This is a genomic window from Vibrio bathopelagicus, assembly GCF_014879975.1.
GTDB lineage: Bacteria > Pseudomonadota > Gammaproteobacteria > Enterobacterales > Vibrionaceae > Vibrio > Vibrio bathopelagicus.
On the sequence record NZ_CP062500.1, the window covers coordinates 2,469,837 to 2,486,911 of the forward strand.

Here is a 17,075-nt window from a genome sequence, read left to right on the forward strand (position 1 = left end):
AACAGTTAGTTCACCTGATTTTCATCATTTTGCTTTGCATCTTTTTCATTGTTAAATATACTGTATAAACATACAGGTATTTAATTATGCATGAACTAATAAAAAACTTACAAGACCGCCAGTTAATCTGGAAAGGATTACAATCAACAACGCAAGGAAGTACCACTTCGACAGGCTATCCTCAATTGAATAAACAGCTTGATGGGGGCTTCCCGACGCACGGCGTTATTGAGGTTGAATCACAACAAGGGATCGGCGAACTTCGTCTACTCACGCCTTATTTAGCTCAACAAAACTCACAGAAACTGGCCATTTTCATCAACCCACCAGGGAAGATCTGTGCCGAGTTTTTCAACGGCCAAAACATCCCACTAGAGAACATACTAGTCATCCAACCTCAGCGTGATCTCGATGCATTATGGGCCGCAGAGCAGTGCCTCAAAAGTGGTGCCTGTCATTCTGTTTTGCTATGGGGCGCTGATTTAGAAATACACCAGACCAAGCGCCTGCAAGCGGCAAGCGAAACGGGCAAGTGTCTGCAATTTCATTTTAAAGCCACCAGCCATAATCAGTTATCCCTACCCGTTTCTTTAAGCATGAAGCTATCTTCTCACACCCAAGGGTTAAAGGTTGAGGTCACAAAAAGAAAAGGCAGCTGGTCGTATGGTAGCTTTGTTCTCGACATGAGCCAGAACTGGCCGTTACTCACAGAAAAAGTCATCCATGAAAACAGTTCGACTCACACTTTATCTGGTAACACGGTGCTGGCTTTCCCTATTGCGAAACAAGGCTAGCGTATGTTGTGGCTTTATCTGCACTTCTCATCGCTGCAATTAGATACCTTGTTTAACTCTAATGAATTGAGTTCGAATGAAGAATCACACGATCAACCTCTTATCATCGTCGATGAGAAAGATCATCGTGTGCTGCAAGCTAACCAAGCTGCGTTGCAATTGGGTATCACACTCGGCATGGGGCTAGGGTCTGCGGCTGCGCTTTGCCATAACTTACACGTCCACCCTTACTGCATTGAGCTAGAAAAAAGTAAACTGAAAGAGATTGCTCAATGGGCCTATCTGGTCACATCCGACATGGCGTTACTGCCACCAAATGGATTATTGATTAAGGCCTCTAACATGTTGTCGCTTTACGATGGACTAGATAATTACTGGCATGAACTCAAAAGCCATTTAGAAACGCTCAATATCCAGTTCAGCTTTGCCACAGGTTATTCGCCGCTTTCTGCAATCCTTTTGGGCAAGCAATCCATCAACCAAGCAACGAACAATGTTGAGCAAATGAAAGCTTGGGTAAGTCAACAAGCACTGAGTTCAAGCGAACTGCCTGCTAAACAAGTTGAGCGCCTGAATCGTGTTGGTATCAATGTCGTAGAAGACTTATTAAAGCTACCTTTGCAAGATGTCGCGCGCCGCTTTGATATCGACTTGGTGAACTATGTTGGTCGTCTTAATGGGCAGTTCAAGCACCCAATTGATTTCTATCACCCACCAGAGAGCTTCCAACAATATTTGGAGCTGCTGTTTGATATTGAGAACATCCTGTTCATCGAAAAGCCTTTGCTGAAATTGTTGAATCAGCTCGAATGTTTTTTAAGGTTACGTGACCGAGTAGCTTTCGAGTTAACGTTGACTTTACATCTAAGAGATAAAGACGATCATCATGTTTCTTTCTATTCAGCGCAGGGCGATTACCTTGCCGTCAAATGGGCAAACCTCACGCGTCTAACCTTAGAATCACTGAAGATCACAGCGCCTGTTCAGGGGCTGACTCTCTCCTTGATTCGTCATGGAGAACCGCAAGTCGCCTACCATGATCTTTTCGATGGCAATACAGGGACGCTTGCCGCGTTAGATTTGCTCTCGCTGCTGCAAGCCAAATTAGGGCAAGCCTGTATTCAAACACCGAAAATACAGCATGACCCTAGGCCAGAGAAAGCCAACCAATATTCACTGCCGACACTGGGGAATCCGGAAAAAAAGAGACAAGTTTCCCAAGATGTCGCGCAACAAACCACGACAGCTCCCAACATCAGTCAACAGCGACTCCGACCAAGTATCCTACTGCCCGAGCCCGAAGCCTTAACCGAGAGTGTCACCTTATCTCAAGGCCCTGAGCGCATTGTTTCTGGTTGGTGGGATGGTGAGAAAATCATTCGTGACTACTTTATTGCTCACAGTGAAAACGGCCGATGGTTATGGGTATTCAGAACGCCCGATAAACAATGGTTTTTGCACGGCCTATTTAGCTAGTTTGTAAGTCAGTCAGACAATTTAGTCACTCGCTCAGTACGACTTACTGGCAATTTCAACGTCCCTTTTCAATCATGTTCATCCGCAATGGTTAAGTGAGATTACGTTATGTCTCAGCAATACTCAGAGCTCTTCTGCCAAAGTAATTACTCCTTTCTAGAGGGAGCATCGCATGCGGAAGAGCTTGTTTTACAGGCCGACTTTTTACGCTACAAAGCACTCGCGGTCACCGACGAGTGCTCGGTGGCGGGCATCGTTAAAGTTCACTCTGCGATCAAGCAACATAAACTGTCGCTCAAGCAGATTGTCGGGAGCATGTTTTGGTTAAATGAAGAGTGCCAAGTTGTCTTGTTATGTCCGAATAGAAAGGCCTACGCCGAGCTGTGTCGTATTATTACCAATGCGAGACGTCGTAGCAGCAAAGGACACTATCAACTCTCTGAGTGGGATATCATGTCGGCTAAGCACTGCTTCATTCTTTGGCTCCCTCAACAGAAAAATGAAGACGCACATTGGGGGCAGTGGCTTTCCCAACATCACTCAGGTCGATTGTGGATTGGCTTACAACGACATCTAAAACAAACCGACCAACAGTACACGGATTACTGTGTTGAGCTGTCACAACATCACCAACTACCGATTACAGCTTGTGGTGGCGTATTGATGCACAACGCTAATCGCTTGCCCTTACAGCACTCACTTACCGCTATTAAATACCAACGTCCCATAACTGAAGTGGGCAGCCACTTACTCGCCAATGCCGAGCGCTGTTTACGCAGCATCAATAAAATCTCTCATATATTCAAAGCTGAATGGCTAGAAGAGAGCAATCGAATCTCTGAGCTATGCGAATTTGATTTAGACAGCTTGCGCTACGAATACCCAAGCGAACTGATTCCTCAAGGTGAGACACCCATGAGTTATCTACGCATGTTAGTCGAGAAAGGAAAACGATCTCGCTTCCCACAAGGGGTGCCTAACGATATTCAACAAATCATCGAGAAAGAGCTCGGGCTGATTGACGAGCTTGACTACCCTTTCTTTTTTCTCACGATCCACGACATCGTCATGTTTGCCAAAAGCCAAGGGATTCTTTACCAAGGTCGAGGTTCAGCGGCCAATTCCGTGGTCTGTTACTGCTTAGAAATCACCTCTGTCGACCCAAGACAGATCTCGGTACTATTCGAACGCTTCATCAGTAAAGAGCGCGATGAGCCGCCCGATATTGATGTCGATTTTGAGCATGAGCGCCGTGAAGAAGTCATCCAATACATCTACAAAAAATACGGTAGAGAACGCGCAGCACTTGCCGCAACTGTCATTTCATATCGCTTTAAAAGCGCGGTCAGAGATGTCGGCAAAGCATTAGGACTACAAGAAGCTCAGCTTGATTACTTCATAAAGAACACCAACCGCAGAGACAAAAGCTTAGGTTGGCAGGCTCAGTTAACTCAATTAGGTCTACAACCTGACTCTTTAAAAGGTCAGCAATTTATCCATTTGGTTAATGAAATCATCGGCTTTCCACGTCACTTATCTCAGCATGTTGGCGGTTTCGTGATCTCTTCTGGCCCTTTATATGAATTGGTTCCCGTCGAGAATGCAGCAATGCACGATCGAACCATCATTCAATGGGATAAAGATGATCTGGAAACTTTGGGATTGCTTAAAGTCGATGTACTCGCGCTTGGTATGCTTTCTGCGATTCGTAAGTGCTTCGACCTGATCAAACGCACTCACGGGCAATCACTCACCATCGCAGAGATCACTCGTCTCAAGGACGATCCTCATGTTTATGGCATGATTCAGCGAGGGGACACTGTCGGGATCTTCCAAATTGAATCACGAGCGCAAATGAGTATGCTGCCAAGGCTCAAACCAAAAACTTATTACGACTTGGTGATCCAAATCGCTATCGTACGTCCTGGGCCGATTCAAGGCGATATGGTTCACCCGTTCTTAAAGCGTCGAGATGGTATTGAGCCAATCAGCTACCCATCTAAGGATGTTGAATCAGTACTGTCACGCACTTTGGGTGTGCCGATATTCCAAGAACAAGTGATTAAGCTCGCGATGGTTGCCGCAGGATTCACAGGTGGAGAGGCGGATCAGCTCAGACGCGCCATGGCTGCTTGGAAAAAGAATGGCAACGTCTTTAAGTTTAAAAACAAGCTCATCGAAGGCATGCAAAAACGCGGCTATGAGACAGAGTTTGCCGAACAGATCTTTAAACAGATATGTGGTTTTGGTGAATACGGGTTTCCGGAAAGCCATTCTGCTTCATTTGCGGTGCTAGCCTATTGCTCAGCTTGGTTGAAATGTTACTACCCAGAGTGTTTCTACGCGTCTTTGTTGAATAGCCAACCTATGGGGTTCTATAGCCCATCACAGTTGGTACAAGATGCGCAGCGACACAATGTGAAAGTACTTCCTGTATGTGTGAATGCCTCACAAGATGATCACACCGTGATCTCTCATCAGAATGGTTTGGCGCTCCGATTAGGGATGAGGCAAATCAAAGGCCTAAGTGAACATGGGATTCAAAGCATTCTCGCCAATCGTCCACGCTCCGGTTATCGCCATCCCAGTCAGGTTAAGCAACTATCGATCAATAAAAAAGACATCGAACTGCTCGCCTCGGCTAATGCGCTGCACAATGTTTCCGGTGATCGTTTCCAAACTCGTTGGGCATTGATGGACTCCGCTTCTGACCTACCTCTATTTCGTCAGGCTTACGACAAGGTAGAACACGCTTTGCATAAACCCAATGAGATGCAGGATCTACTAGAGGATTTTACCAGCGTTGGCGTATCGTTAAACAAGCACCCTATCACCTTGCTAGAAGAAGCTAACCGACTTGGTCGATTCACCCATATGAAAGACTTAAAACAACAAAGACACAAATCCATGGTCACGGTTGTTGGATTGGTCACTGGTAAACAATCACCCGGCACCGCAGCCGGTGTCACCTTTGTCACATTAGAAGATAACACAGGCAATATTAACGTTGTGGTATGGGGATCCACCGCACGCGCACAGCAGCAAGCTTACCTGACAGCTAAGGCTTTAAAGGTGCAAGGGATCTTAGAGAAGGAAGGCGAAGTCGTGCATGTGATTGCGGGGAAACTTATCGATATTACCGATGAAATTGTTGGCTTAAACACCAAATCTCGAGATTTTCATTAACGCTTCAAATAGCCCTTCCATAAACGCCAGAAAAGGAAAAGGGAGGCATCAGCCTCCCTTCAATTCAAATCGTTGAGTTATGACTCAACTTCAGCTTCCGTACGTCTTTTCTTAAATTCCCTATATAGTAATAAGCTCAAAGTCATTACGACTTTTGAAGTCAACCATATCATTAAGAGGAACTACCTTAGATTGTGAGTGAAAAGTTACGCTAGTAGTTGAGCATATTTTGTTAAGAAAAATATGCTCCGTCAATATTAGCAAACGTTTTCTATAAGGTCACTCAAAACAAACCGTACAGCTGCATTAATTATAAAATCTGGCGCATTCGCTCTTGAGTGACTTCAACCAAGAGATCCGGTTGGAATTTAGAAATAAAGCGGTTACACCCTACTTTCTCAACCATGGCTTCATTGAAACTTCCACTTAATGAAGTATTTAGCGTGATAAACAAGTCATGCATTCGTGGGTCAGTACGCACTTCATGGGTCAGTTTATAGCCGTCCATTTCAGGCATTTCGGCATCTGTGATCATCAGCAGTATTTCTTGATTGATGTCTTTGCCTTCGTCACACCAGCCCTTCAGCAGGTTAAGCGCTTGTAGGCCATCGCAACATTCAATAATGTTCAAACCCAATTGCGATAAGGTACCTTTGATCTGATTACGCGCGGTTGAAGAGTCATCAACGATAAGTACGTTACGTCCAACCATTTCATTGGCCAGCTGCTCATCTAAGACACCGTCAGAAATCGAAACGTCATAATCAATGATCTCAGCGAGTACCTTTTCAACATCAATGATCTCAACGATCTTGTGTTGCTCTTCTTCTTGAATATGCGTGATAGCCGTAAGATAGTTGGCACGACCCGTTGTCTTTGGCGGCGGCTGAATTTCAGTCCATGTCGTATTCACGATGTTACGCACTTGTCCAACTAAGAAGCCTTGTACGGTTCGGTTGTATTCCGTGATGATCAAGTTATTTTCTTGAGTCTCATCACGAGATGGCGGGAAGCCAATCGCGCTACGCAAATCGATAACAGGCACCGATTCGCCACGTAAAGAAGCGACACCCGTAATATGATGGTGAGAGCCTGGTAAGCGAGTTAACACTGGCACTTTTAGGACTTCTTTCACTTTAAATACGTTAATCGCAAATAGTTGACGACTATTTAAGCTGAATAACAAGAGTTCCAGACGGTTTTCACCGACTAGTTTGGTTCTCTGATCAACCGAATTTAAAACGCCAGACATACAACACCTTAGTGACAAATAATAACTGAGGCTACAATAGCCTACTTCAATAGGTTAAAGCAAAGCGCCATTGCACAGAATGCTTAAACTAAGTACAACAAGTGACGTTATACATAGTTTAAGGAGATGATAAGAGTTCGGTAAGGCTGTAAGAAGAGTAAAAGAGGCTTAACCTTCAATGACTTTCATCAATAATTGACCATCGTACAAAGCTTGTTTAACAAGCGCAGCGCCTGGCATGGTTGCTTGTTTATAGAATCGAGATTCCACCAGCTCTAAATCTTGATGGTAAACCGATAAACTCTGCTCTTCGATACACTTTTGAATTGCAGGATACAACACGCTTTTGGCCTGATTGATAACACCACCCACCAAGATTTTCTCAGGGTTGAATAGGTTAATCACAATGGCAATCGCAGAGCCTAGGTAACGGCCTAATTGCTCAATCACTTCTACAGCTAGTGGATCCCCCGCCGCCGCGGCAGCGCAGATTTGTTCAATCGTGACATCCTCAAACACAGTAAGTGTTGATTCTTCACCATTGGCTAATCGCTCTTTGACTTGCTCACGGATCGCCTGCGAGCTCGCAACCGTTTCTAAACAGCCTCGGTTACCACAATGACAAAGCTTGCCCTCTCTATCGATCTGAATATGACCCAATTCACCGATGTTACCGTGACGACCTTGTAGAACTCGGCCATCTAGGATTATCCCAGCACCGACACCATGGTGAATCGAGATAAGAACTGAATTATCGTTATCTTGTGAGTGACCAAACAGCTTCTCTGCCAATGCCCAAGCTCGAGTGTCATTGGCAATAAAGACTGGTAGACCCGTTTCTTTGTAGATCTCAGGGCCCAACGCTAAGTTTTTAACGTTATAGTGCGGCATCTGCAGCACAATACCTTGCTCAGAATTCACGAGACCCGGCAGAGTAACGGCAATACTAGTGACCCTGTCAAGCTGTTCCGCATAGGTTTGAAAAAACTCATCAATTTCATGCAGAAGACGAGCAAGCACATCCTCTTGGTCACGTTCGTGAATATCAATTTTAGTATCGATAAGCACATCGCCACCCAGTTCATGAAGCGCGATCGTGAGATACCCACGACCAAGACGCATCGACAGAAACTGCCAACCTTCATTATTGGTTTGCAAACCCACAGCAGGACGTCCACGAGTCGTGGCTTCTTGAACCGTCGTCTCATGAATAAGGTGGGCTTCAATAAGTTCGCGGGTAATTTTAGTAATACTCGCCGGAGCCAACTCACTTTGCTTGGACAGTTCGATACGAGAAATAGGACCTTTAAGGTCAATTAGTTTATATACACGACCAGCATTGACCTGTTTGATATGATCAATATGGCCCGGTTGAGCCATGTACATTTTACGCTCCAGAAATCATCAACGGGTTAATTTTTTTACTTTGCGAAGTAATTGTGAAGTGACTTGGTATATCGCCGTGACCAGTATCACGTATATACATGAATCTTTGTGTATCTAGTCAAATAGTTTAAGAAAAATTAACACCCACATCGATAATTTGAGACTTAATTTTCATAAAAAAACATCGCGTTTGAGTCCTAAATTCAATAAATAACAGTAAATACAGAAATATCTTCCTAGCTCCCAATAAATTATCAATTAATGCATATACTTAATTCTGTCTTGTACAAGATTTTCTAGGTCTCACCTTCGGAGCATTCATGACATCAGAATTAAGAAAAACAAAAATCGTCACCACTTTAGGACCATCAACAGATAAAGGTAACGTCCTTGAAGAGATCATCAAAGCCGGCGCCAATATCGTCCGTATGAACTTCTCTCACGGCAGCAGCGATGACCATATTCAACGCGCTGAAAAAGTCCGAGCAATAGCGAAAAAGTTCGGCACTCAAATCGCAATCCTCGGCGACTTACAAGGTCCCAAGATTAGAGTGTCCACTTTTAAAGACGGTAAAATCCAACTCGCAGTGGGTGACAAGTTCACGCTCGACAGTAGCCTAGGTTTAGGTGAAGGCAATCAAGAAGCCGTAGGCCTCGATTACAAAGAGTTACCAAACGATGTATCAGCTGGCGATGTTCTGTTGCTTGATGATGGTCGTGTTCAATTAAAAATCACCGAAGTCGAAGGCTGTCGTGTTCATACTGAGGTCACTATTGGTGGCCCGCTGTCGAATAACAAAGGCATCAACAAAAAAGGCGGTGGACTTTCTGCTGAAGCGCTCACCGACAAAGACAAGCGAGACATCATCACCGCAGCTCAAATCCAAGTCGACTATTTGGCCGTGTCTTTCCCACGTAACGGTGCAGACATGCACTACGCTCGTCAGTTAGCACGAGAAGCAGGATTAGAAGCTCACCTTGTCGCTAAAGTGGAACGAGCAGAGACCGTTGCCACTGTGGAGAACATGGATGACATCATAATGGCCTCAGATGTCGTCATGGTGGCCCGTGGGGACCTCGGAGTAGAAATTGGCGACCCAGAGCTAGTGGGAGTACAAAAACAGCTTATACGCCGTGCTAGAGCGCTTAATCGAACAGTGATCACCGCTACTCAAATGATGGAATCGATGATCTCCGCGCCAATGCCAACTCGTGCAGAAGTAATGGATGTAGCCAACGCCGTACTGGACGGCACCGATGCAGTGATGCTTTCAGGTGAAACCGCTGCGGGTGATTACCCGGTTGAAACGGTGAAATCAATGGCCGAAGTCTGTATCGGCGCTGAAAAGATGGCGGGTATTAACAACCAGTCTAACTACCGTATTGACCGCACCTTTGTGACGGCTGAAGAAACTGTCTCTATGGCAACCATCTACTCTGCAAACCATATGGAAGGTATTAAGGGTGTGGTGACTCTAACCGAATCAGGTCGCACCGCTCTGATGATGTCGCGCCTAAGTGCTGATATGCCTATCTATGCGCTATCTCGTAATGAGGGGACGCTGAACCGCTGTACCTTGTATCGAGGAGTTACCCCTATCTACTTCGAGACAGAAGCCGAAGACAGCTTTGATATCGCTCTGTCTACACTCACTTGCTTGAAAGAGAAAGGATACCTTAAGTTTGGTGATTTAGTGATCGTCACTCAAGGCGACATTATGGATGTGGCGGGATCAACTAACTGTATGAGAATCCTACCTGTCACTTAACATGGTTGTATTTGATTAGGTCAGTTCGTTGATGAGCGATCCTACCAAGATCAAAAAAGGGTTATTGAACTAAGTTCAGTAACCCTTTTTTCACTTCAGAACATGCTTAGCGGTTTGACGTACTAACTTATCAACTTCGAGTATTACTTCTCAGCAATGCTACTCACCAACTGTGGCATATGTGAGCTGCGAGCGTTTTCCGTTGAAGTATAAGTTTCTACAAATCGGTAACCCGCCTCTAACCCTAAGTCGTAATCGTGCAGCAAATCTTCTTTATCGCTCATCAAAGAGCTCGACTTAAGCGGTTTACTGGGTGCAATTTGAACAACAAACGCATCGTCCGGTGGAGAATTCAAAAAGTCCTGAGTTAATGAGTAGGTCTGATAATGAACCATCAACATGTCAGCTAAGCCCGAATCAAACTTATCGCCAATCAAATGGCTTAAACGATAAATGTCATCTGCCCCAAACAGCCACCGTCCACCATTGAGCAGATCAAGGTGTCCTCTATCGCGCTTTTGCTCCTTTGAACGGAGAATTTGCTGCTGAAAGAATGACGTCCAATCGGTTTTCCATTGTTCCACTTTTTGTTGCCAATGACCTTGCACACTATCAAACGACTCTCGGAACCATTCTAACTCTTCTGCCGATATCGTCTTAGGCGCTTTCACTAAGGCTTGTTTACCTTGAACCTCATTGGATAGCTCTGCTCCCTCTTCCAATACTGGCTCTGTACGTATCACGACTATTGAGCGAGCTTGCCTACGCCATGCTTCTTGCACAGGAATAGACGCAGACACACCACCGTCAACATAAGCACTGTCACCAATAAAGATTTCATCATTGTACAAACGAGGAATAGCACAGGTCGCCATCATCACTTTGTACCAGTCTTCACCCATCAACGGAAAATAATGGTCTCGTAAATCTTTAGAACCAGTTACTGCTGCAGAGAAATGACGATCACCTAAGGTTTGTCGTCCCAAATCAAGATCAAGCTTATATGGGTAAGCCATGATTTGCTCTAAGGCCCACTCTAAACCTAAGTTCTGGCGATTTCGTATATAGGAGAACAGATTGAAGAATTCTGGAGCCGTCGTTAGATCAAGAACAAAAGAACGACCCAACCCTTTGTCACGGCACAGATAGGCACATAAGTTAAGTGCACCCGCTGAGGTGCCAAAGAATTCATCAAAGGGGTCAAAATTAGAAAGAAGAAATGCGTCCAGCACACCAGCCGTAAAAATACTTCGCTGTCCGCCGCCTTGGGCAACCAGTGCTGTTTTTCCAGCAACAAACTTAGCGTAGTAATCTAAGTCTATTGCCGAGTCGATATTGGTTATAATCCCACTATTCATTATTCCCTGAGTATAAAAACTCAGCCTCGCAATAGATGGTATTAGCTACCAATCGCAATAAAGCCAAATGAAAGAATGATGGTGTAGATTACTACTGTTATTTGTAGAGCATTTTTCAGATTATGGTCCATAAACACCTCTGGCTTATTATTAATTTGTCGAGTCTCTATTTAAGTATTATCAGGTGTGTGAAGTATCTTCAAGAATCGTCGAAATTAGTCGCACAATATTGATGTAACCATCACAATTAGTCAGCGTATGGATAAGGATATACTCATGAATAACAAAGCAAATATGATTGCGCTTGTTGCGCTAATTTCCGCTTCAAACTTGTATGCAGCACCGGAAATTATTATCACTCCGATGATCGGTTATACCGGAGGTGGTAGCGTCGAAGACCAGGATGGTAATAGTTATGACATGGAAGGTTCAGAAAACTACACCTTCGCTATTGAAACTCCGCTTGAGAAAGGTCGTATCGGCTTTTTCTATTCCAATCAGAGATCTGAACTAGAAACGCTCAACCTAAGCTCCTCAATTCAATACCTGCACCTTCAAAGCAGTATCTACTACCCTGCTTCCCCTGTATTGTCTGGATATCTAGGGTTAGGCCTTGGAGCGTCTTACGTTGATGTAGACTGGGCGAAAGATAAATATGGCTTCTCAACCTCGATCTTCGGCGGCTTGGAATACAAATTTAGCGACCGCTTAGCATTGAACACACAAGTACGTTGGTTAGGCACAGTTGTAGACAACGACACATCCGGTGTTTGTAACGTGCCGAGCAATGGCCAAGACTGCATTATCCGCTTTGATACCGACTGGATGAATCAATTCCAAGCCAATGTTGGATTGAGTTTTACCTTCTAGGTTGAGTCCCATATTGGCTCAATAAGCCTTTAGACTATAAGTATTCAAACTAAATGAAAAAACCAGCTTGATGCTGGCTTTTTCATTATAAAAACGGTTTTCAGTTCAACTTAGAACTTGTAGGTCACACCTAGTGCGCCACCTACTTGTAACTCAACACCTTTATACATGTCGAGTTCAGGATGAACTTGTGCGTAAGCATTCCAACCTTCGTAGAAATTCACTTTCACGCCTAACGGTACTCGCAAACCAAAATCATCATTCCATTCAGCCCAAGCACCTGCACCGACATACCAACTTAAAGGCGCTTCAGTTTCAAACTGACCGCGCTTAAAAATATAATCGAATGCTGCACCATCATTACCGACTGTGGCGCGATACTTCTGATCAAACTCAACAACAACACTTAGATCTTGATCGACGGCTAAGCCAACTTCTAAGTTTGGAGCTTCAGAAGCATGAGCTAGCGAGGCTCCGCTGCAGCACATAAGGCCAATTAGGTAACGAAGTTTCATAGTATTCTCAGACTGTTTTAAAAAACGGTAGATTACTTAAATCACAACGGATGTTGTCATCATAAAGTTAAAGATAAGAGGTACCTAAAGCGGACAATTGAGCATCAGAACATCAAGTTGAACGATAACTAATTGAGTGGAAAAGAGTAAACGTAGGAAGGAGTTCCATTGAGCAGAAAACAAAAAAGGAGGCCTTTCGGCCTCCTTTCAATCTATTGAATCAGTGAATTAACCGTTGTTACGGATCCACTCATCCATGTCTGTCTTAAGGTTGTCAGACTTAGTACCGAAGATAGCTTGTACGCCACCAGCAACTACAACAACACCTGCAGCGCCTAGTTTCTTCAGTTTGTCTTGGTCAACAAGAGCTGTATCAGCTACTGCTACACGTAGACGAGTAATACAAGCGTCAAGACCAGTGATGTTCTCTTTGCCGCCGAATGCAGCAACTAACTCACCAGCAAGCTCTGTACCAGTTGCAACGATTTCGTCTTCTGACTCGTCTTCGCGACCTGGAGTTTTAAGGTCAAGTGCTTTAATCACAGTGCGGAATACGATGTAGTAAATTGCAGCGTAAGCAATACCACATACAACCATTAGGCCCATCTTAGACGCGTGGCCAGATAGTACTAGGAAGTCGATTAGACCGTGTGAGAAAGATGTACCGTGTACAAAACCTAGAGTGTTCGCAAGAACGTATGCAGAACCAGCTAGTAGAGCGTGGATTGCGTACAGTACAGGAGCAACGAATAGGAATGAGAATTCGATTGGTTCAGTGATACCCGTTAGGAATGAAGTTAACGCAGCAGAAGCCATGATACCCATTACTTTAGCGCGGTTTTCAGGTTTAGCTGAATGTGCAATCGCGATTGCAGCAGCAGGTAGACCGAACATCTTGAACATGTAACCACCAGCTAGCTGACCGAAGCCATTGCCCGCTGCACGAGATGCGTCATCAGCAACTAGGTAACAAGTAAGAACACCGTTTTGAGTTTCGCCAGCAGCGTTTACACAAGTACCAGCTTCAAAGAAGAAAGGTACGTTCCAAACGTGGTGAAGACCAAATGGAATCAGAGAACGCTCAACGATACCGTAGATACCAAACGCCACTTGTGGGTTCTGGTGAGCAGCCCAATCAGAGAACGCAGAGATAGCGCCGCCAACTGGTGGCCATACTACAGATAGTAGGATTGCTAGACCAATCGCAGAGAAACCAGTGATGATTGGCACTGCACGCTTACCAGCGAAGAAGCCTAAGTACTCTGGTAGTTGAATACGGAAGAAACGGTTGAATGCCCAAGCAGCAACACCACCGACTAGGATACCACCTAGTACACCAGTATCGATTTTATCAACGCCCATTACACCAGCCATTACGCCAAGTGTAGCAGTCATGATGCCGTAACCAACGATAGCAGCTAGACCAGCTACACCATCGTTGTTAGTAAAGCCAAGTGCAACACCTACTGCGAACAGCAGTGCCATTTGACCAAATACTGAACCACCAGCTTGTTCCATTAAGTTTGAAACAATTTCTGGAATGAAAGGAAGATCTGCTGCACCGACACCTAGCAAAATACCCGCAACTGGTAAAACTGATACTGGTAGCATCAGAGACTTACCAACTTTCTGCAGGCTAGCAAAAAGGTTCTTAAACATGTTTATGCTCCTGATAAAGATAAAATAATTATATGGGTCCTAACGGCACACCCCCGTAGCCTATATGTTAGCACCCAGTGAAAATGTAACCATGTATTGCATTATATTTTCTGCCGCTAAATATATATTGATGGGGAACTAACTTTCTAGTCACTTACGAAATTTAGTTTCAAAACACGTCTTGGATCACATGTCAAATCAAGAAATGCAATGCTTTACAAGCCAGTAAATGACTGAAAATAAACAGTATTTTTCAAGAGTCCTATTATTTTACTGGGTAAATAAAATAGGAGCGAATGTTATTTTTAGTAACAAAATTACAAATGTTGGAAATAGGGCTCTCAAGTTCAACATAATTAGTAAACATTAAAAAAAAACGCACTTTTGGTGATCAAAAACACAAAAAGGAAGCTTTCGCTCCCTTTTATTTGTTAAGTTAGTTTTTTATCGCAAAAAAAGTTTTTGGTAATTCTTGGTCGTTTGTTCAGCAACCTCTTTCATTGACAGTCCTTTCAACTGCGCAATATAAGCCGCCACTTCGACTACATATGCAGGCTGATTCTGGTTACCACGATATGGAACTGGAGCAAGATATGGAGAATCCGTCTCGATCAACAGTCGATCAAGCGGTAAGTTCTTTACGACTTCTTTAAGTTCCGTCGCTTGCCTAAAAGTAACGATCCCTGAGATCGAGATATAAAACCCAAGTTCCATAGCCGCTTCAGCGAACGCTTGATCCTCAGTAAAGCAGTGAATCACACCACCACATTTGTCAGCACCGCCATCACGCAAAATCGACAATGTATCTTCACGCGCATTACGAGTATGAATGATCAAAGGCTTATTTAGCTCTACTGCCAACGCTACATGCTGCTTAAATCGCAGTTGTTGTAGCTCTGCAGTCTCTGGTTGGTAGTGATAATCTAGGCCTGTTTCACCAATCGCCACCACTTTAGGGTTGCTCGCGTATTCACGCATTCTATCTAAACAAAAGTCGCTCTCTACATCGAGAGGATGTACGCCACACGAAGCCTTAACGTTATCAAACGGCGAGATCATCTCGAGCATATTTTCAAACGAATCCAGCGTAACACCAACAGAAAGCAGTTGGTCAACGTTTGCTGCTTTCGCTTTATTAACCACGTCTTCTACGCTTGTGTGTAAATCTTGGTAATCCAGTTTGTCTAAATGACAATGGGAATCTACGAACATGTTTCCTCGCAAGTGGCAATCAGCCAATTCATTATGAGTAGCTCCGTGTTGAGCCCAGGGTGTTGTTTCAACTGCTCAATTAACATCTGCAGTTTATTCGATACTGTATAAGCACTTTGGTAAGACATCACCTCAGAGAGTGCGTTGGCACTAGGGGTGATCGCCTTGCTCGCTAAACCAAAATGCAGCTTTTGCACGTCAGACAGTAAGTGCCATAGCCAACCTAATTGAACCAGAGGTTCCTTACTCAACTCTGTAGAGAACTTCAGCATGTCTGGTTGGACACCTTTGATAACATCAACGAAGCCATCTAAAGCTTTGCTAGAAGCCTCAACACCGCCTTGCTCAAACATCGCTTTGGCTTTCAAAGGCGCGTTGTCATTCAATGCCAATATATACTGAGGAACCGTTTTACCGACTTCCCCATTTAACCATGCCGATCCCGCATCCAATTGTGGACACACCACATTAAATTGCTGACAACGGCTAAGAATAGTCGGCATTAAGCGATTACTGTTACGCGTCGAAAGAATGAAAATACAGTTACTCGCAGGTTCTTCCAATGTTTTCAGTAGCGCATTAGACGCCGATTCGTTCATCGCTTCAGCCGGATTCAGCAAGATGACACGCAGGCCACCTAACTGGGACGATTGTTGAGCCCAACGGTTACTCGCACGCACTTGGTCAACGGTAATCGACTTGCCTTCTTTCTCGGGTTCAATCACATGGAAATCAGGATGACTCCCCGATTTCATCAGTTCACAGCTGTGACAAAAGCCGCACGCTTCACTTTCGTAGTTAACACACATCAGTGCCGACGTGAGCTGGCTAACCAGCACTTCCACGCCAAGCCCTTCAGGCGCATTAACGATCACAGAGTTAGGAAAACGTCCTGCATCGAGACTTTTTTTCCACTCACTCCATACCGGTGTGAGCCAAGAATACACTTCAGCCATGACTACCTACTGTTTATCGAGCCAAGCACCTAGCGCGACTTTAATATCAGCAGCCACTTGCTCAATCTCTTGCTGTGCATTAACCACAAGAACCGTTTCGTCTTGTTCTGCAATCTCAAGGTAACGTTCACGCGTACGATCGAAGAATGAGATATCCATCTTTTCGATTCTATCGAGCTCACCACGGCCTCTAGCACGTTCAAGCCCTACTCTAGGGTTAAGATCCAAGTATAGGGTTAGATCTGGCTTAAAACAGCCTAGCGTGGTTTCTTTCAGTGATTCCATCGTAGTGCGTGCGATCTGACGACCACCACCTTGATAAGCTTGAGATGACATATCATGACGATCACCCAATACCCACTTACCACTATCGAGTGCAGGCTTGATGACGTTTTCTACTAATTGAACACGCGCTGCGTACATCAGCAACAACTCGGTCATGTCTTGAAGCTTCTCGCCTTCGTGTTCTTCTTTGACTAATGAGCGCATCTTCTCGGCAAGCACGGTACCACCGGGTTCACGAGTATTAACGATGTCCGCGACACCAGCGGCTTTCAATGTCTCAACGATGGCATTGATTGCTGTACTTTTGCCAGCACCTTCAAGGCCTTCAACCACGATAAATTTCGACTGATTCATAAT

At 44.5% G+C, this 17,075-nt stretch carries 14 protein-coding genes; 5 read left to right on the plus strand and 9 right to left on the minus strand.

Annotation, left to right across the window (positions count from 1 at the left end; genetic code table 11):
* Positions 1–86 precede the first annotated feature (86 nt).
* From imuA to IHV80_RS10840, 3 genes are all read left to right on the plus strand, one after another.
* Positions 87–794, plus strand: a complete 708-nt coding sequence (gene imuA, locus IHV80_RS10830; protein ID WP_192889056.1) for a translesion DNA synthesis-associated protein ImuA — start codon at positions 87–89, stop codon at positions 792–794.
* Positions 795–797: 3 nt separating this feature from the next.
* Positions 798–2,270, plus strand: a complete 1,473-nt coding sequence (locus IHV80_RS10835) for a Y-family DNA polymerase (RefSeq protein ID WP_192889057.1) — start codon at positions 798–800, stop codon at positions 2,268–2,270.
* A gap of 108 nt (positions 2,271–2,378) precedes the next feature.
* Positions 2,379–5,456, plus strand: coding sequence for an error-prone DNA polymerase (locus IHV80_RS10840; protein WP_192889058.1), 3,078 nt, complete (start codon positions 2,379–2,381; stop codon positions 5,454–5,456).
* A gap of 310 nt (positions 5,457–5,766) precedes the next feature.
* Here IHV80_RS10840 and IHV80_RS10845 read toward each other — a convergent pair whose 3' ends face one another.
* Both IHV80_RS10845 and mlc read right to left on the minus strand, forming a co-directional pair.
* A complete protein-coding gene (locus IHV80_RS10845; protein WP_102437037.1) occupies positions 5,767–6,708 on the minus strand; it encodes a chemotaxis protein CheV in 942 nt (313 codons plus the stop codon).
* A gap of 168 nt (positions 6,709–6,876) precedes the next feature.
* Complete coding sequence (mlc, locus tag IHV80_RS10850) at positions 6,877–8,094, minus strand: sugar metabolism global transcriptional regulator Mlc (RefSeq protein WP_192889059.1); 1,218 nt, start codon at positions 8,092–8,094, stop codon at positions 6,877–6,879.
* A gap of 320 nt (positions 8,095–8,414) precedes the next feature.
* Here mlc and pyk point away from each other — a divergent pair, with 320 nt between their 5' ends.
* Positions 8,415–9,863, plus strand: coding sequence for a pyruvate kinase (pyk, locus tag IHV80_RS10855; protein ID WP_192889060.1), 1,449 nt, complete (start codon positions 8,415–8,417; stop codon positions 9,861–9,863).
* Positions 9,864–10,006: 143 nt separating this feature from the next.
* Here the strand turns inward: pyk and IHV80_RS10860 are convergent, their stop codons facing one another.
* Positions 10,007–11,221 carry a patatin-like phospholipase family protein gene (locus IHV80_RS10860; RefSeq protein WP_192889061.1) on the minus strand — a complete coding sequence of 405 codons (1,215 nt, stop codon included), beginning with the start codon at positions 11,219–11,221 and terminating at the stop codon, positions 10,007–10,009.
* Between the two features lie 41 nt (positions 11,222–11,262).
* Positions 11,263–11,352: a cytochrome bd-I oxidase subunit CydH gene (gene cydH, locus IHV80_RS10865; protein WP_099165371.1), complete on the minus strand. Its 90-nt coding sequence runs from the start codon at positions 11,350–11,352 to the stop codon at positions 11,263–11,265.
* A 145-nt stretch (positions 11,353–11,497) separates the two neighbouring features.
* Between cydH and IHV80_RS10870 the strand changes: the two genes are divergently transcribed.
* Positions 11,498–12,091: a porin family protein gene (locus IHV80_RS10870; protein WP_192889062.1), complete on the plus strand. Its 594-nt coding sequence runs from the start codon at positions 11,498–11,500 to the stop codon at positions 12,089–12,091.
* A gap of 110 nt (positions 12,092–12,201) precedes the next feature.
* On the opposite strand, the gene IHV80_RS10875 is transcribed toward IHV80_RS10870, so the two are convergent.
* From IHV80_RS10875 to tmk, 5 genes are all read right to left on the minus strand, one after another.
* Positions 12,202–12,606 (minus strand): hypothetical protein, encoded by a 405-nt coding sequence (locus tag IHV80_RS10875; protein WP_192889063.1) that lies wholly within the window; start codon positions 12,604–12,606, stop codon positions 12,202–12,204.
* A 228-nt stretch (positions 12,607–12,834) separates the two neighbouring features.
* Positions 12,835–14,265, minus strand: a complete 1,431-nt coding sequence (gene ptsG, locus IHV80_RS10880; RefSeq protein WP_192889064.1) for a PTS glucose transporter subunit IIBC — start codon at positions 14,263–14,265, stop codon at positions 12,835–12,837.
* Positions 14,266–14,709: 444 nt separating this feature from the next.
* A complete protein-coding gene (locus IHV80_RS10885; protein ID WP_017107277.1) occupies positions 14,710–15,477 on the minus strand; it encodes a TatD family hydrolase in 768 nt (255 codons plus the stop codon).
* Positions 15,468–16,433, minus strand: a complete 966-nt coding sequence (locus IHV80_RS10890) for a DNA polymerase III subunit delta' (RefSeq protein WP_192889065.1) — start codon at positions 16,431–16,433, stop codon at positions 15,468–15,470. The genes IHV80_RS10885 and IHV80_RS10890 overlap by 10 nt, the downstream gene beginning before the upstream one ends.
* A gap of 6 nt (positions 16,434–16,439) precedes the next feature.
* Positions 16,440–17,072 (minus strand): dTMP kinase, encoded by a 633-nt coding sequence (tmk, locus tag IHV80_RS10895; protein ID WP_192889066.1) that lies wholly within the window; start codon positions 17,070–17,072, stop codon positions 16,440–16,442.
* Positions 17,073–17,075 lie beyond the last annotated feature (3 nt).

Coding starts and splice junctions, on each gene's coding strand:
- IHV80_RS10870 (WP_192889062.1), top strand. CDS start 11,498: ATGAATAACAAAGCAAATATGATTGCGCTTGTTGCGCTAATTTCCGCT.
- imuA (WP_192889056.1), top strand. CDS start 87: ATGCATGAACTAATAAAAAACTTACAAGACCGCCAGTTAATCTGGAAA.
- IHV80_RS10835 (WP_192889057.1), top strand. CDS start 798: ATGTTGTGGCTTTATCTGCACTTCTCATCGCTGCAATTAGATACCTTG.
- IHV80_RS10875 (WP_192889063.1), bottom strand. CDS start 12,606: ATGAAACTTCGTTACCTAATTGGCCTTATGTGCTGCAGCGGAGCCTCG.
- IHV80_RS10885 (WP_017107277.1), bottom strand. CDS start 15,477: ATGTTCGTAGATTCCCATTGTCATTTAGACAAACTGGATTACCAAGAT.
- ptsG (WP_192889064.1), bottom strand. CDS start 14,265: ATGTTTAAGAACCTTTTTGCTAGCCTGCAGAAAGTTGGTAAGTCTCTG.
- IHV80_RS10890 (WP_192889065.1), bottom strand. CDS start 16,433: ATGGCTGAAGTGTATTCTTGGCTCACACCGGTATGGAGTGAGTGGAAA.
- pyk (WP_192889060.1), top strand. CDS start 8,415: ATGACATCAGAATTAAGAAAAACAAAAATCGTCACCACTTTAGGACCA.
- IHV80_RS10840 (WP_192889058.1), top strand. CDS start 2,379: ATGTCTCAGCAATACTCAGAGCTCTTCTGCCAAAGTAATTACTCCTTT.
- tmk (WP_192889066.1), bottom strand. CDS start 17,072: ATGAATCAGTCGAAATTTATCGTGGTTGAAGGCCTTGAAGGTGCTGGC.
- mlc (WP_192889059.1), bottom strand. CDS start 8,094: ATGTACATGGCTCAACCGGGCCATATTGATCATATCAAACAGGTCAAT.
- IHV80_RS10845 (WP_102437037.1), bottom strand. CDS start 6,708: ATGTCTGGCGTTTTAAATTCGGTTGATCAGAGAACCAAACTAGTCGGT.
- IHV80_RS10860 (WP_192889061.1), bottom strand. CDS start 11,221: ATGAATAGTGGGATTATAACCAATATCGACTCGGCAATAGACTTAGAT.
- cydH (WP_099165371.1), bottom strand. CDS start 11,352: ATGGACCATAATCTGAAAAATGCTCTACAAATAACAGTAGTAATCTAC.